At 58.0% G+C, this 14700-nt stretch carries 15 protein-coding genes; 7 read left to right on the top strand and 8 right to left on the bottom strand.

From position 1 onward, the window contains the following. The first annotated feature begins 52 nt into the window (after positions 1-52). On the top strand, positions 53-511 hold the full coding sequence (locus BL107_RS02385; RefSeq protein ID WP_037987935.1) for a hypothetical protein: 459 nt from the start codon (positions 53-55) through the stop codon (positions 509-511). On the opposite strand, the gene BL107_RS02380 is transcribed toward BL107_RS02385, so the two are convergent. The 3 genes from BL107_RS02380 to BL107_RS02370 form a co-directional block, all read right to left on the bottom strand. Then, a complete protein-coding gene (locus tag BL107_RS02380) occupies positions 476-997 on the bottom strand; it encodes a DUF1269 domain-containing protein (protein ID WP_009788668.1) in 522 nt (173 codons plus the stop codon). The genes BL107_RS02385 and BL107_RS02380 overlap by 36 nt on opposite strands. Positions 998-1044: 47 nt before the next feature. Then, positions 1045-1554 (bottom strand): hypothetical protein, encoded by a 510-nt coding sequence (locus BL107_RS02375; protein WP_009788667.1) that lies wholly within the window; start codon positions 1552-1554, stop codon positions 1045-1047. A 114-nt stretch (positions 1555-1668) separates the two neighbouring features. Continuing rightward, positions 1669-2232, bottom strand: a complete 564-nt coding sequence (locus BL107_RS02370) for a SprT family zinc-dependent metalloprotease (protein ID WP_009788666.1) — start codon at positions 2230-2232, stop codon at positions 1669-1671. A 44-nt stretch (positions 2233-2276) separates the two neighbouring features. Between BL107_RS02370 and BL107_RS02365 the strand changes: the two genes are divergently transcribed. The 4 genes from BL107_RS02365 to BL107_RS02350 are packed head-to-tail and all read left to right on the top strand — an operon-like array spanning position 2277 to position 6035. Beyond that, positions 2277-2699: a membrane protein gene (locus BL107_RS02365; RefSeq protein ID WP_009788665.1), complete on the top strand. Its 423-nt coding sequence runs from the start codon at positions 2277-2279 to the stop codon at positions 2697-2699. Next, positions 2692-4740: an NAD-dependent DNA ligase LigA gene (ligA, locus tag BL107_RS02360; RefSeq protein ID WP_009788664.1), complete on the top strand. Its 2049-nt coding sequence runs from the start codon at positions 2692-2694 to the stop codon at positions 4738-4740. The genes BL107_RS02365 and ligA overlap by 8 nt, the downstream gene beginning before the upstream one ends. Continuing rightward, positions 4741-5859, top strand: coding sequence for a TIGR00341 family protein (locus BL107_RS02355; protein ID WP_009788663.1), 1119 nt, complete (start codon positions 4741-4743; stop codon positions 5857-5859). Beyond that, on the top strand, positions 5856-6035 hold the full coding sequence (locus tag BL107_RS02350; RefSeq protein WP_009788662.1) for a hypothetical protein: 180 nt from the start codon (positions 5856-5858) through the stop codon (positions 6033-6035). The genes BL107_RS02355 and BL107_RS02350 overlap by 4 nt, the downstream gene beginning before the upstream one ends. Here BL107_RS02350 and BL107_RS02345 read toward each other — a convergent pair. From BL107_RS02345 to BL107_RS02325, 5 genes are read right to left on the bottom strand one after another with little or no spacing between them, the layout of a single operon-like run. Then, positions 6032-6652 carry a TVP38/TMEM64 family protein gene (locus tag BL107_RS02345; protein WP_009788661.1) on the bottom strand — a complete coding sequence of 207 codons (621 nt, stop codon included), beginning with the start codon at positions 6650-6652 and terminating at the stop codon, positions 6032-6034. The genes BL107_RS02350 and BL107_RS02345 overlap by 4 nt on opposite strands. A 1-nt stretch (position 6653) precedes the next feature. Further along, the gene (locus tag BL107_RS02340) at positions 6654-7442 is read right to left on the bottom strand and encodes an ABC transporter permease (RefSeq protein ID WP_006169830.1); all 789 of its coding nucleotides are present in this window, start codon (positions 7440-7442) and stop codon (positions 6654-6656) included. After that, complete coding sequence (locus BL107_RS02335; RefSeq protein ID WP_009788660.1) at positions 7442-8239, bottom strand: ABC-2 family transporter protein; 798 nt, start codon at positions 8237-8239, stop codon at positions 7442-7444. The genes BL107_RS02340 and BL107_RS02335 overlap by 1 nt, the downstream gene beginning before the upstream one ends. Continuing rightward, the gene (locus BL107_RS02330; RefSeq protein ID WP_009788659.1) at positions 8239-9213 is read right to left on the bottom strand and encodes an ATP-binding cassette domain-containing protein; all 975 of its coding nucleotides are present in this window, start codon (positions 9211-9213) and stop codon (positions 8239-8241) included. The genes BL107_RS02335 and BL107_RS02330 overlap by 1 nt, the downstream gene beginning before the upstream one ends. 4 nt (positions 9214-9217) lie before the next feature. Continuing rightward, positions 9218-11962: a valine--tRNA ligase gene (locus BL107_RS02325; RefSeq protein WP_009788658.1), complete on the bottom strand. Its 2745-nt coding sequence runs from the start codon at positions 11960-11962 to the stop codon at positions 9218-9220. 86 nt (positions 11963-12048) lie between these two features. On the opposite strand from BL107_RS02325, the gene BL107_RS02320 reads away from it, so the two are divergent. Together BL107_RS02320 and BL107_RS02315 are read left to right on the top strand one after the other, a co-directional pair. Next, positions 12049-13299, top strand: coding sequence for an extracellular solute-binding protein (locus BL107_RS02320; protein ID WP_009788657.1), 1251 nt, complete (start codon positions 12049-12051; stop codon positions 13297-13299). Continuing rightward, entirely contained in the window at positions 13296-14591 is a 1296-nt protein-coding gene (locus tag BL107_RS02315; RefSeq protein WP_009788656.1) for a mechanosensitive ion channel family protein, read from the top strand. Before BL107_RS02320 ends, BL107_RS02315 begins: the two co-directional genes overlap by 4 nt. Positions 14592-14700 lie beyond the last annotated feature (109 nt).

The raw sequence follows: 14700 nt of genomic DNA, 5'->3' as shown, positions 1-14700 counted from the left end.
TTGCCGCTCTAGAGGTGATGAACACCATTGGCACAGTTTGTTTCACCGTGCCATGGGGAACAGCACAACTTGGATCAGCCTCAACGACCTGGGTCGTTTTTATGGGATCTCCACCATTCATTGCGGAAAAATCCTGAATCAACAGGGCTGGCGTGATCGCCGCGGCCAGCCCACCGCCGAGGCCTTCAAGGCTCAAGCCGCCAGACACATCGGACCCCATGGCCAAACGCAAAGCGTTGTTTGGAACCAAGAACTTTGCCGAGGTTTATTGGAAACCAAGGGGCATCAGCCCGTGAGCCTCAGTCGTCAGATTGATCAATGGAGTCAATTGCTGGAAGCCATGCAATCGGGCTCCCCTTCCATTACTTCCACGGCAGATCAAATGGCTGAAGAGATGCCAAACGAGCTGGTCGACGCCGTAAATCAACAACTCGCGGAACGGGGGTGCTCCTTTCGAGTCCACCCCCACCCCCCATCAGGCGAGACGAAGGGCCTCGGCCTGTTGTGCTGATTTTTTGATGAGGTCCCGCAATTTGTCCTCATCGACATGGCTGAGGCTGGTCTTGACCAGGCGGGCATGGGGAGCATGACTGCGCAAACTTTCCACCACGCGGTCAGGGGTTCCCTCCCGCACAAGTAGGGCCAGAGCAGCACTTCCCTTCGGCAAGGTTTCACCCAGTTCCTTGAGGAACTGATCATTAATACCGATATCGCTCAGGGCCCCTGATGCCGCTCCGGCACCAGCCCCCACCGCCAAGCCCACTAGGGGGTTGAGGAACAACAAACCGATCAACATCCCCCAAAAACTCCCGCTCGCCGCCCCTGCTGCTGCAAGGTTGATCGCTTGTTTCAAATGAACATGGCCATCCTCACCATGTTCCAGAACACAGGCGTCTTCAAGCGCGATCAAGTGCTGCTGCTGGATCGTGACTAATTCACGACGAACCTGTTCGGCTTCCTCCACTTTTGGGAAACCGATCACAATCAAATCGCTCATCAAGGCTCGTTGAACTGCCTCAAGCTTGGCGACACCAACGGACGATGTCAGGCTCTGCGACGACTCGACCGAGGCAAACCCCGCCGGGCTGAAGGTGTCTGATCTTGCGGCTCCCCTTGTGGAGAGGAGCGCTGAACTGGATCCCGCTGCCAGCGCTGAACCTGAAACAGTTCGTCCTCTGGCCAATCCTCAGACGCTGAAGACTCTGCGACCAAAGGGGCTGCTGTTGGGGGTGGCTGGGACGCTGCAGCCGGCATCGAGCGTTGACGCGACCGACGCGACCGACGCGAAATGGCCTGCAACGGTTTTTTCCGACTGGCCATGGGCTCAGCGCTCTCCTGCCATGGCTCCCTCCAATCGTCGTCCTCTTCCAACAACCACTCCACCTTGTCGCCGACCCAACGCCCAACGGAATCGAGGTCGAGGCCGGGACGACGATGTCCAGGGCGTCGACCGGCCACTCCATCAACAAGCTGACGACCGGTTTCAAGCCACTGATCCAAACGACGATCGCGAGGATCTCGAGACCGCTCCAGACGTTCGTAACGCTCCTCCATTCATCGAGATTAACGACGCCTGCGGCGCAGCCAATGCTCCCGGCGGAGTCCGATCAGCGCAATTGCAAAGCCACTGCACTCAAGAGTGAGCCAAAAAACGTCCATTCAGCCCCTTCACTCCACAGGCTCATAGTGCAACAAACAACTGGGATGCCAACGCCCCCCGTGATGCTGATTGCAACATGATCGGCAAGCCGCATGACGAATACGGCGGCGGCAAGGGGTCCGTCGCTTGCAGCTGGGACAAACCGCCATCCACCGCGGCGGCCGGACCGGGATTGGATAGTTGTGACGCACGCTCACCTGAAAGCGGCTCTGCGCAGCATTGATGGCGGCCATCTGAGCCCGAAACAAGGGGCCATGGCTTTCCCGACGCTGCTGCACCAAATCAACCCAGGCGTGAATCATTTCGTGGCACAAGGTGCTTTCCGTGGCCTCCTGTGGCAACGGTTCCAGGACGGGCCGCGATAAAACAATTTCGCTTCCGCGCCCGTCTCCAACCCCCGGTCCCCGCCGGTAGTAGCCAGCGGTGCGGCTCATGCGGCCATCACTCCAACGCACCGCCGTCAGAGGCTGTCCAGCACGAACAAGAACACCCGAAAAGTGCTCTCGGTTCAACCGATGAAACAGGGGCAGCAAGGGCTGCAATGGCACGGGGGAGATCCGAAGTCGCGCCATCCTGCCGCGGTCAGTCAGACTGCGCCGTGCTTTGAAGGGTGGTCATGGAACTGGGTCTGGTACGCGACATTGGCATCAAGGCCTTACTAGCCGGAGGCGGATCCCTCCTGCTCTTCTGGATTTACACCGCGGTCAAGCTCGTCCTTAGCGCCCGTGGAATCAATCCACTGATCAAGCAGTTCTTCACGCAGGTGGCTGCCGGTCGCATCGATGCGGCCTATCTGCTTACCACCAAGGCCTACCGCCAGCACGTATCGCGCCAGCAATTCATCCGCTTCCTCGCGGATCTGAAACTGAACAAATTCAGAAACCTCAAATCAGGGCGTCCACGCATCCAAGAAGGCGATGTGATCCTCACGGTGAAACTCAAGGCGGAAACCGGCAACGACGAAATGCCGCTCGACTTCACTTTCACCAAGGTGGATGACAACTGGCGCATCGCCCGCATTAACCGGGTCAATGCCTGATCAGAGCGAACGGGCTTCGGAACTGCGCAACCTGCTCAACACGGCAGCCCATGCGTATTACGTGCTTGATACGCCAACCATGGAAGACGCGGTCTATGACCGCCTGTATAGAGAGCTGCTGGAGCTTGAACAAACCACTCCAAGCCTAAAAACCGCCGACAGCCCCACCCAGAGGGTGGGGGGCGCTCCCGCCGAGGGCTTCACGAACGTTGAGCACCGCATCGGATTGCTCAGTTTGGACAATGCGTTCGATCGCGACGATCTCAACGCTTGGAATGAGCGGCTCCTCCGCGCGATCGATCGCCCCCTCGGCAGTCCACTGGAATTGGTGAGCGAACTGAAGATCGATGGCAATGCGCTTGCCCTCAGTTACCGCAACGGGGTTCTTGAACGGGCAGCCACACGGGGAGACGGCCAACGCGGCGAAGAGATCACCGCCAACGTGCGCACCATCAGCGCCATTCCCCTCCGCCTGCAACTCGACAATCCACCGGAGTGGGTGGAGATTCGCGGTGAAGCCTTCATTCCAGACAACACCTTCGCCGAAATCAATGCGGAACGGGAATCGCGCGGTGAAGCTCTATTTGCCAACCCCCGCAACGCCTGTGCCGGGACGCTGCGTCAACTCGATCCCAAGGTTGTGGCAGCGCGACGCTTGGATTTTTTCGCTTACACACTGCACTTACCAGCCCAAGCGCAACCATCCAGCCAATGGGATGCTCTGGCATGGCTTGAAAACGCGGGATTTCGCGTGAATCCCAACCGATCCCTTTGTGCGGATCTTGCGGAGATCAACCGATTTTCCGACCACTGGGAACAGGGGCGCCATGACCTTCCCTATGCCACCGATGGCGTGGTGGTGAAGCTCAACAGTTTGGTGCTCCAAGACGAAGCTGGCTTCACCCAAAAATCACCACGCTGGGCGATCGCCCTGAAATTTCCAGCGGAAGAAGCGCCAAGTCGTCTGCTTCGAGTTGTGGTGCAAGTCGGCCGCACGGGCGTGATCACCCCCGTCGCGGAATTCGAACCCGTCGCTTTGGCTGGCACCAGCGTGAGCCGCGCCACCCTCCACAACGCCGATCGGATCGCTGAACTGGATCTACATCTGGGCGACACCATCGTGGTGCGCAAAGCCGGTGAAATTATTCCCGAAGTGGTGCGGGTGCTGCCTGAACTCCGACCCAGCAGTGCCACCCCGGTGCAGCTGCCGGAACACTGCCCCGAATGTGGATCAAACCTGGTGCGGGAAGGCGATGAAGCCGCCACCCGATGTGTGAACAGCAGCTGTCCGGCAATCCTGCGGGGCGGTCTACGGCACTGGGTGAGCAAGGGCGCCCTGGATGTGGACGGCCTCGGCAGCAAGTTGATCGAGCAGCTCGTTGACCAAGGCTTGGTGAGCTCAATTGCAGATCTGTATCGGCTTGATGCAGCACTCCTGAGCAGCCTCGATCGCATGGGCGAACGCAGCGCCAACAACTTGATTGAAGCCCTGACGCTGTCCCGACAACGGTCCTGGGCCCGACAGCTTTACGGCTTAGGCATCCATCACATCGGCGAGGTGAGTGCAAAAGCGATCACCGCAGAATTTCCGGATGCCAACAGCCTGATGGAGGCCGCTTGCACCACCCCCGACAGCATCACCGCGATCTATGGAATCGGAACGGAACTGGCTCAAAGCTTGCAGCAATGGTTTTCCAACCCAGCAAACCAACAATTGCTCAACGATCTCCGCAGCCAAGGATTTCGCTTCGCGGTGGATGAAAACGACCATGGACATGTCGGCGTTGCAGCGTCCGACCAACACCTCACGGGCCTCACCTTTGTTCTCACGGGCACCTTGTCAACCCTCTCCCGTTCGGAGGCCAAGGAGCGCATTGAGGCGAGCGGAGGAAAAGTCACGGGCTCCGTCAGTAAAAACACCGACTACCTCGTGGCCGGCGAAGAGGCTGGGAGCAAACTCACCAAAGCAACAACACTCGGGATCACAATCCTGGACGAGGCTGCACTACACGATCTCCTAAAAAAATCACAAGCAAAATAAATGGCTTTCGCCGACTTACTCCAGCGCATCTTTAACGACTTGTCTGCCGAATGGCAGATCAATCTGAATACAAAAGTCGACCGCAAAGAGCTCTATCAAGCGCGAATTGCCTCATCAAAGCCATCACTGGGGTTTTTCGTTTTACTGATTACCTCAGCCGTGATTGCCACGCTCGGGCTGATCTCAAATAGCGCAGCTGTTGTGATCGGAGCGATGATCGTTGCTCCGCTCATGGATCCAATACTGAGCCTTGCCTTTGGGCTAAGCATCAACGATCAGAAATTGGTCAAACGGTCCGCCATCACTGTGGTAATTGGTGTCGGAGTTGTTGTGATCACAGCCTGGATCTTGGCTGCCCTGATCGGGCCCGCTGAAGTCAATCGGGAAATAACAAGTCGGATAGCGCCCAACTTGATCGACTTAGGAATTGCCGCAGCAGCTGCTGTGGCAGGTTCATTCACGATTACCCGCGACCGCTTATCCAATTCAATCGCTGGTGTAGCCATTGCGGTGGCTCTCGTACCACCGCTCTGCGTTAGCGGGATCGGTCTCAGTCTTGGGCCTGAGATGGTGGCTGTTTTTGGCCGCGGAACGATATCAGGCTTGACCAATCAAATCTCGGAAGGCTCTTTCCTGCTGTTTCTCGCCAACCTGATCGGGATCACGTTGGCCAGCTTGGTGGTGTTCATGGTGCAGGGCTATGGATCCATTTTCAAGGCATGGCGCAATCTCTTGATTTGGCTTGGACTACTCGGAATCCTCTGTATCCCACTGTCGTCAGCTCTGCATGATTTCAGCGTACGCCAACAAATCAACGCTGAATTTTCTCAGTTCAAGGCCGGACAAATCAATCAGCTAAATGTGCTAAATAAAAGCCCTTATCTACTGCAACGGATTAAACTTTTATACAGCAACGTGAGCGTTATTGATAACGAAGCAACTATCGATATCGTTCTAAATGTACCCGAAAAACTATCTAAACAGCTCGACCTCAATCAGATCCAAAAAAATATTACAGATCGCTGTAAAATGGAATATGGCATCGAAGAAGTCAACATCAATATCAGCATCATTCCAACCCAAATCTTCCAGTACATCGAAAGCTCATCATCGTCATGACCAAATCACCTCTTGAACGCTGGATTAAAACCGATTGTGGCCGGGCCAAATATGCCGATCTCTCGACCCGTCGTGGGCTGGCAGCCAAGCTCCGCTTGGGTTGGTTTGTCTTGATCGCATCACTGCGGGATTGGTCCCTCCCCAATCCTGATGCTCCCCCAACTCCCAAGGATTAGAGGCCTCCTTCTTGGTCGGCCAAGGCCTTTCGGGCTGCGCGGCCCGCAAGCCAGACCACTGCGAGCGTGGCGAGCACCCCAACAATCCTTAAAACCCAGGCTCCTGGAGATGTTTCTCCGGCCAGCACCTCCCCAAAGCGAGCCGCGTCGCCCGCCAAAGTGCCAAGAGCGCAAAACAGCACGGTGCCCGGCAGGATCGCAACCAATCCGATGGTGTAGTCCCGCAAACTCACATCACTGAGGCCGTAGGCCAAGTTCAGCAATGAGAAGGGAAACGCCGGCGACAACCGCGTCAGCATCACCAATTTGAGCCCCTCGCGACTCACCCCTTTTTCAATCGCCTGAAGCTTGGGAAAGCGCTCCAGACGAGCACTCGTCCAATCCCGTAACCAATGGCGCCCGATGAGGAAGGCAGCTTCGGCCCCCAAGCAGGCACCTATAAACACAATCAAGCTCCCCCACCAAGTGCCATAGAGCACCCCCGCAAGCATTGAGGCCCAAATCCCGGGGAGAAGCAGCGTGACCCAAAGGGCATACACCGGAATAAACACCACCGCTCCCAAGGGAGAGCGCAGAAACGGCAAAACAAGATCCAGCCAATGGGACCAATCAGGCATCTCAACTCGAGGCAGAGGTGTAGTGACGCAAAGCAAACAACCAGAACGTCCGCGCCGAAACGAAGAAGCCCCCAGCGAGAGCCAAACCCAACAACAGCATCGGTGCTGCAACCCGACCCAGCAATAGCTCCGCCGGAACCGTGGTGAGAAAGGCCACTGGCAGCACAAACGTGAACAGCAACCGCAGCGTGGCTGGATAGGCACTGAGTGGATAGCGCCCCGCAGCCAACACAGCCCGAAGCACCTCGGTGGCATTCCAGGTTTTGACAAACCAAATGCTGGTGGCGGCAATCAGGAACCACATGGAATACAAGATCACGCCTCCGGCCAACACCATCACCAATACGGTCAGCAGTGCAGGCAGACTGAGCACAACCCCTGCCTGCAGGCTGCCCCAGATCAAGAGCGCCACCCCAAGACCGATCTCCGGGAGCCCCGCCGGAGAAATCGTGCGCATCGACAGCCAGAACTGGCTGTCGATCGGCTTGAGCAGCACAAAATCCAAGGTGCCCTCGCGCACATGGGTGACGATCGCACCGAGGTTTGGACGCAGCCAGGTGGTGGCCATGCCATCGAACACGGTGTAGAGCCCCTGCACCATCAGGGCCTGGGCCCAGCTCCAGCCCCCCAGGGTCTGATCAGGGCCATAGAACAACGAGAGCAAAAACAGACTGCCGCTGAGACTCATGGCCACCGCCAGCAGCTCAATCAGCACATTGGCTTGATACTCCAGCTGCACCGCGACGGCCGTGCCCCAGAAACGCCGCAGCGTGAGCCAGTACCGCCGCATCAGGCCCCCATGGCGCTGTAACGGCGCACGCCAGCCCGCCAGAGCAGTAACACCAGCGGCAACAACAGGGCGATCCAAACCAGCTGCGCCCCGAAGCCGGCCATCAGGTCCACCGGCTGTCCGGCCAGCACCCGAGCCGGAAAGTCGATCAGATAAGGGAAGGGCGTCCACTGGGCAAAGGCCCGCACCTCCGGCGGGAACGCCGACAGGGGTGCGAGCAAACCGGAGAGGAAGACAAAAGGAATGAACTGAAGCCGCTCCAGGGCGCTGGCCTTTTCACTCCAAAAGCAAAGGGCCGCAATCAAGCTCTGAAACAGGAAGGCAATGGCAAAGGCCATCCAAGTGGCCAACCAGGCCAGTAAGAACGCTCCCAGTGAAGGGATCCAGAACGCCTGGGGCTGCACCGCAAAGAACACCGCAACGATCAGGCCGGCGAAGGGCAGGCGCGTGAGCTGCTCACCGAGATGGGCCGCCACATAACGCCAGAGCGGATGCAAAGGCTGCAGCAAATAGGGCGACAGTCGGCCGAGAAGAGCGTCCTCCTCGAAGGCATAGACCACCCACACCACCGTGAACTGGCGCACCAGAAAGGCGCTGAGGAAGTAACGATCCAGGGCCACACCATCGAGCCCCAAGCCAGTGCGGGCCTCACTGCCACTCCAGACGCTGAGCATGATGAACGGCAGCACACCAGAGAGCGCCCAAAGGGCGATCTCGGCGCGGTACTCGAGCATGTGGGCGTACTGGGACCCCAGCAGCACCCGGATGATCCGCCGGTTCAACCCAAAGATCCGCATCAGACGCGCCCCTGACGGAACAGGTTGCCGATCAAGGCATCAATCGGCGGGTCGTTGACCTCAAGATCAATGACAGGAAAGCGATCCAGGAGGGCGGCAACGACACCGGTGAGCTGATCCCGGGGAACCCGCAGATGAACCGATGATCCCTGCAAACTCTCCAAACGCCCTAAACCAACCAAGGCATCTGCTGTTACGGGGTGCTCCAGTTCAAACCGCACCTCCCGTTCCGGAGCCAGGGCAAGGGTGAGCTGATCCAAAGGGCCATCGTGAAACAAGGAGCCTTGGTGAATCAGCAACACCCTGGGGCATAGGGCCGTGATATCAGCCATGTAGTGGCTTGTGAGCAATACCGTTGCACCAGTGCGGCGGTTGTAATCCGCCAGGAACTGCCGCACCCGCGCCTGGGCATTCACATCCAGCCCCAGAGTGGGCTCGTCGAGAAACAACACCTCGGGCTCATGCAGCAAGGCCGCCAGTAGTTCGGCCTTCATGCGTTGGCCCAAGGAGAGCTTGCGCACCGGCCGGGTGAGCTCCTCTCCGAGCTCGAGCAAATCGGCCAATGCACTGATCCGCCGCTGAGCGAGCTGATCACTGATTCCATAGACCGCCGCATTCACCCTCAGAGAATCCATCGGCGGTAGATCCCAGAGCAGCTGCTGCTTTTGCCCCATCACCAGGGTGATCCGACGCAGGAACTCCGACTGGCGTCGCTGCGGGCAGTACCCCGCCACCTGCACATCACCTGAGCTGGGGTGGATCAAGCCGCAAAGCATCTTCAAAGTGGTGGTTTTGCCGGCGCCATTGGCCCCGAGAAAGCCCACCATCTCGCCGGGCTCAATCGAAAACGACACGTCTTGCACCGCCACCACATCGCGGGTGCGACGCCGGACAAAATGGCGCAGCGTGCCGGCCAAACCGGGCTGCTTCTCGGCAACCCGATAGGTCTTGCTCAGCCCCTCAACATGAATCATCGAATCAGCTGAGGTCAGCCAGGCGCTTGCGCGCCAGATCCGCCTGCGCCTGTTTCTCGGCCAAGTTGGCCTGACATTCCGCCACCACCTCCGGCGGCGCCTTGTCGGCGAAGTTGGGATTCCCCAGCCTGCCTGCGAGGCCCTTGATCTCCTTCTCCGCCTTGGCGATGTCTTTCTCCAGACGGCCTTTAAGCGCATCGAGATCGACCAGGCCTTCGATCGGCAGCAACACCTGCAATTCACCGCTCACCCCCGCCAGGGCTTTGGCCACCGGAGCTGCATCGGCTTCCGCCGGCGCCATCACTGCCACCGACTCGGCCCGGGTCAGCGCCGTGATGTCGGCCATGCCCTGAGTGAGCACAGCCGCCAGCTCGCCGCGGCCGGTAACAAAACGCACCGGCACCGATTGGGAGGGCTTGAGGCCAGCCACGGCGCGTAGGTTGCGCACCACACGAATGGCACCGATCAGCTCGGCGAAGGAGGCTTCCAACGCGTCATCCAGAGCACTCTCATCCAGTACCGGCCAAGGTTGCAGGGCAAGGAAGGTCGTCTCCGGCTCGCCTGTGACGCTGTGCCAGAGCTCCTCAGTGAGGTGGGGCATCAGCGGATGCAGCATCAGGTGCATCTGGCTGATCACCTTGGCCAACACCTGCTTGGCCACCCGTTGATCAGCGAGGGCCGCCGCCGAGGGATTCTCGCCGGGGTTGAGCCGGCGCTTGCTCAGCTCCAGATACCAGTCACAGACGTCGTTCCAGGCGAACTCATACAGGCCCTTGGCCGCTTCACCTAGGCCGTAATTGCTGTAGCGATCAGCGGTTTCCCGGTTCACCCGGGCCAAACGCGACAAAATCCAGCGATCCGCCAGCTGCAGGGCAGCGGAGTCGGGTTCGCCCAGCTGGGCCGGGGTTTCGCCACCCAGGTTCATCAGGGCGAAGCGGGTGGCATTCCACAACTTATTGGCGAAGTTGCGGGAAGCCTCCACCGTGGCGGAGGTGTCCTTCTTGCGGTCGTAATCGAGGCGGATGTCCTGACCCGCACCCGCCACTTCGCGCACCAGGGCGAAGCGCAGGGCATCGGTGCCGTAACGCTCAATCAGCAAAAGCGGATCAATGCCATTACCGGCGCTCTTGCTCATCTTGCGGTTCTGTTCATCCCGCACCAGGCCATGGATGTAGACATCCTGGAAGGGCATTTCACCGGTGAAAGCGCCGGCCATCATCGTCATCCGGGCCACCCAGAAAAAGATGATGTCGAAGCCCGTCACCAGGGTGCTGGTGGGGTACCAACGGTTCAAATCAGGGGCATCGGCATCTGGCCAACCCAGGGTTGAAAACGGCCACAGCCCGCTGGAGAACCAGGTGTCGAGCACGTCTTCGTCCTGCTCGATCTGCGCAGCCGCCCCGTACTCCGCCTTGGCCTTCTCCAGGGCTTCGGCTTCGTCCCGAGCCACAACATACGGCGTGGTGTCGGTGTACTTTCCGTCGGTTTCACTGATCACAAACCAGGCCGGAATGCGGTGGCCCCACCAGAGTTGGCGGCTAATGCACCAGTCGCGGATATCGGTGAGCCAGTCGCGATACACCTTCTCCCAGCGGTCTGGCAGGAAGCGCGGATCCTGCTGGGCGAGCGCCTCCCGACAACGGGCAGCCAAAGGCTCCGTTTTCACAAACCACTGGGTGGAGAGCAACGGCTCCACCGGCACCTTGCCGCGCTCCGAATGGGGAACACTGTGGCGGTACTCCTCCACCTTCACCAACAATCCTTCCGCTTCAAGAGCTGCGACAACAGCCTTCCGCGCTTCAAAACGATCTAAACCCTCAAATCGACCGGCAGCGGCATTCATCGTGCCGTTCTTCCGCATCACGGTGATCTGCGGAAGATCATTCCGCTGGCCGATTGCGAAGTCATTGGGGTCGTGGGCCGGCGTCACCTTGACGCAGCCCGTCCCAAAGTCCTTTTCAACATGGTCGTCAGCGACGATCGGAATCTGGCGACCGACAAACGGAAGATCCAGGGTTTGTCCCACCAGGTGGGAATAACGCTCGTCGGTGGGATTCACGGCCACCGCCGTGTCACCCAGCATCGTTTCGGGGCGCGTGGTGGCCACTTCTAAAAAGCCATCCCCATTGCTGAGCGGATAGCGGAAATGCCAAAGATGGCCATCCACCTCTTTCATCTCCACTTCCAGATCACTCACCGCCGAGCCGGACGCCGGGCACCAATTCACGAGGTATTCACCCCTGTAGATCAGGCCCTGCTCGTGCAGCCGCACAAAAGCTTCCTTCACTGCCTCACTCAAGCCCTCATCCAGGGTGAAGCGCTGACGCTTCCAGTCGACGGAATAGCCCAGCCGACGTAATTGGCCAACGATGCGGCCGCCACTCTCTGCTTTCCACTGCCAAGCCCGTTCAAGAAAAGCCTCACGACCCAAGTCGTGGCGTGTCTTTCCTTCCTCTTTGAGTTGCTTCTCGAGGATGCTCTGAACCGCAATCGAAGCGTGGTCTGTACCCGGGAGGCACAAAACGTTTTTGCCAGCTAACCGCTGATAGCGGACGATCGTGTCGATCAAGGCCGTATTAAAGGCATGGCCCATATGAAGGCTGCCGGTGACATTCGGGGGAGGTATCACCACCGCAAATGGTTCACCCTCCGCAGCTGGGTCCGGATGGAATGCTCCCTGTTCCTCCCAGGCCTGCTGCCAGCGAGCCTCAGTACCCACCGGGTCATACGTCTTGGCCAGTTCGGGCACGGAAGCAATGCATTGCTTTGTCCATGCTCGCAAAGCCCTGTTCGCCCCAGCCCACGCACCTAACATCAGCCCAAGGCATAAAGGAAATGCGACCGATCCGGATTCGACATCTGGCCTTGGGCATCTCGTTGGCAGCGCTGACATCCGGCTGCAGCAGTTGGCGTCCACCGGTCGTGATCAAGGTGGTGCGCACGATCAACAACGCAGAGACGGTGTCGAGCAAGGACTACGAACGCCTGCGGGAGATCACGGAAGATGCAATTGATCACATCAAGAGCGTTGACCCATCGATCCGCCCTCAGCTGACCCTCTCATCCCAGAGAAATTTCGTGGACGAGATTGAGGATCAGACGCGCAGTGGCTTTGGCCCAGATCTCCTGATCACGGATAGCGACACAGCCCTAGAGCTGTACCAGCGCAAGTTGGTGGATCCAATTGAACTTGACCCTGAAGATCGCGCTGATACGCCGAGCTATCTGTTTGACCTGGTCACAAGTCAAGACGGCCAACTTGTGGGCCGTCCAGTGAACCAGTTCGTGCAGCTCGCCTGCTTTAACAAGGAGCGCTTGCCCTCCCCTCCCCAAACGCTGGAGGAAATGGAAAAGGACAGCGAAGACAATAATTTCGGTATGGCACTGCAACTGAAGGATCTGTTCTGGAGCGCCGAATCCTTCGACGCCGGGGAAGCCATGGAAGCCGCTCTCTCGAAGCTCCCTCCAGATCGCAAACGACAAGCCAACGTGACCAGTTGGCTGCGCTGGCTCGAAAACGCGAGCTATCAACAAAACATCCGATTCTTGAACGATCAACGCAGCCTCCGCGAAGCTTTCGTAAGCGGTGAACTGGATTGGATCACCTGCTGGAGCAGCAGCCTGCGGGAATTGCGCAATCAGATGCAGGGCAAGTTAGCTCTTGCTCCCCTCCCGAAAGGCCCGTCGACTCGCCTCCAAGCGACTACCAAACTGCAGGTGTGGTCTCTTGGACGCAATTCCAGCCCGACACAACGGGAGAAGGCTCTGGTAATGATCGATTTCATCAGCAAACCCTGGGCCCAAAAAACCTATGCCCTGGCCGGGCGTAATTCTTTGCCCGTCAACCGCAAAGCCGCCAAGATCGTGGCAGCGAAAATTCCTGGTGGAACGGAAGCCTTAGTGATGTATGCACAGCAATCACTGAAGGAGAATGCCGCCAAAGGGCAATCCAAAGCCCGAGTCTTCCGAGATCCTGAGCGTTATCAAGCCATATCGGAGGCTCTGCTGGACACCATTTACGACGTCAGTTCTCCAGAGGAGTCGAGTCAACAAATTCTCAAAAGCTTGCGAGAGAGCGATTCGTGATCACTGAAATCACCTCTGAAGCCACCACCTGGCTCGGCTATTTGCAACGCGGTTCCGTGCTCCTCCAGGTAGGTCTATTCGTCGCGGCCATCAGCAGCGAATCCCGGGTCAAGCGCAAACTCAACAGCCGTTTAATTGCAAGCCTCACCCCTCTAGTCGTGCCAGGACTTTTGTTCCTTAGTGCGACTGGATTAACACTTTGCGGCGTAACAGCGGGCTATCTGCAGTATCTAGCGCTGATCTGGCTGATTTGGCGCTGCGTGGAGCCCACCAAACAACTGATTCTCAGCCGCTTCCCCAAAGTTCCAGTCGAAGAAATCGATAAATCATTCTTCCGGCCGATCCTTCTGGTGTTATCGATTCTCACCTTTTTCCAGATGCTGGGAAGCCGTGAACCGCTCTCGCTGATTTCCATCGGCGATGTCTTCGGAGTCACCCTCACCATCGGCAAATTGTTCACGGCATTGGTGATTGTCTATCTCGTGATCACCATGGCCAGTCGCCCTGCCGCATTCGCAGCGTGGCTCGGTGGTGGCTTTTTTGGAATCAAACCCCAAGGTCGTCAAGCATTGGAGGTGATTCTTCGTTACTCGGTGATCGGCATCGGGGTAATGGGTGTGGCGTACTACATCGGGATCAATGGCACCGCTCTTGTCGCCGTTGCCGGTGGCCTTTCCGTGGGTATCGGCTTCGGAATCAAAGAGATCATTTCCAACTTCATTAGCAGCATCTGGCTGCTGTTCGAAGGGTCTGTGCGCCCCGGCGAGATCCTGATGATCAATGGTGACCCGTGCACTGTCCGGAAACTGGGCTTACGCGCCACCCAACTGCGCCGCGGCCGTGATGGCGCAGAACTGCTGATTCCGAATCAAAACTTTTTCACCCAGGAAGCTGAGTCGTATACAGCAGGAGAAACGTCCCGCCGTGATGTGGTGGCAGTGGGAGCCGCCTATCACCACGAACCCAAACAGGTGATTGCCATTTTGGAAGAGGTTGCCCGTCAGCACAACAAGGTTCTGCAATACCCACCACCAGCAGCCTTCACTGTTGATTTCGCTGATTCTTCGATCAACTACAAACTGCTGTTTTGGGTGCGAAATCCCTTAGAAGCGTTTGGGGTTGGGAGCGATCTGCGCCAAGCCATCTGGAACGCCTTTGACGAAAATGGCATCGGCATTCCCTTCCCACAGCGGCAGGTGTATCCGATGGAATGGCCTCCGTCGAAAGAACAATCTCTTCGCCTTGGAGATGCAAGCCATCAACTGCAAAGCGAAACTGAAGAAACGGATTAAATCAATCCAACAAACAAAGTTATTTGCAAGTAATCACTGCATCAGCAAACAAATAGATAAATGTATTGCGGTCTTAGAACTATCAATCCGAGCATCGATAGAGCATCGA

Origin of the sequence: Synechococcus sp. BL107 (assembly GCF_000153805.1) — a bacterium.
Lineage (GTDB): Bacteria > Cyanobacteriota > Cyanobacteriia > PCC-6307 > Cyanobiaceae > Parasynechococcus.
Note: the sequence above shows the minus strand (reverse complement) of the source record. Positions and strands in the feature narration are given on the sequence as shown.

Bases quoted from the DNA above. Each gene is read 5' to 3' on its own strand.
- BL107_RS02375 (WP_009788667.1), bottom strand. From the start codon at position 1,554: ATGGAGGAGCGTTACGAACGTCTGGAGCGGTCTCGAGATCCTCGCGAT.
- BL107_RS02385 (WP_037987935.1), top strand. From the start codon at position 53: ATGGGGAACAGCACAACTTGGATCAGCCTCAACGACCTGGGTCGTTTT.
- BL107_RS02345 (WP_009788661.1), bottom strand. From the start codon at position 6,652: ATGCCTGATTGGTCCCATTGGCTGGATCTTGTTTTGCCGTTTCTGCGC.
- BL107_RS02320 (WP_009788657.1), top strand. From the start codon at position 12,049: ATGCGACCGATCCGGATTCGACATCTGGCCTTGGGCATCTCGTTGGCA.
- BL107_RS02335 (WP_009788660.1), bottom strand. From the start codon at position 8,239: ATGCGGATCTTTGGGTTGAACCGGCGGATCATCCGGGTGCTGCTGGGG.
- BL107_RS02380 (WP_009788668.1), bottom strand. From the start codon at position 997: ATGAGCGATTTGATTGTGATCGGTTTCCCAAAAGTGGAGGAAGCCGAA.
- BL107_RS02365 (WP_009788665.1), top strand. From the start codon at position 2,277: ATGGAACTGGGTCTGGTACGCGACATTGGCATCAAGGCCTTACTAGCC.
- BL107_RS02370 (WP_009788666.1), bottom strand. From the start codon at position 2,232: ATGGCGCGACTTCGGATCTCCCCCGTGCCATTGCAGCCCTTGCTGCCC.
- BL107_RS02355 (WP_009788663.1), top strand. From the start codon at position 4,741: ATGGCTTTCGCCGACTTACTCCAGCGCATCTTTAACGACTTGTCTGCC.
- ligA (WP_009788664.1), top strand. From the start codon at position 2,692: ATGCCTGATCAGAGCGAACGGGCTTCGGAACTGCGCAACCTGCTCAAC.
- BL107_RS02340 (WP_006169830.1), bottom strand. From the start codon at position 7,442: ATGCGGCGGTACTGGCTCACGCTGCGGCGTTTCTGGGGCACGGCCGTC.
- BL107_RS02330 (WP_009788659.1), bottom strand. From the start codon at position 9,213: ATGATTCATGTTGAGGGGCTGAGCAAGACCTATCGGGTTGCCGAGAAG.
- BL107_RS02350 (WP_009788662.1), top strand. From the start codon at position 5,856: ATGACCAAATCACCTCTTGAACGCTGGATTAAAACCGATTGTGGCCGG.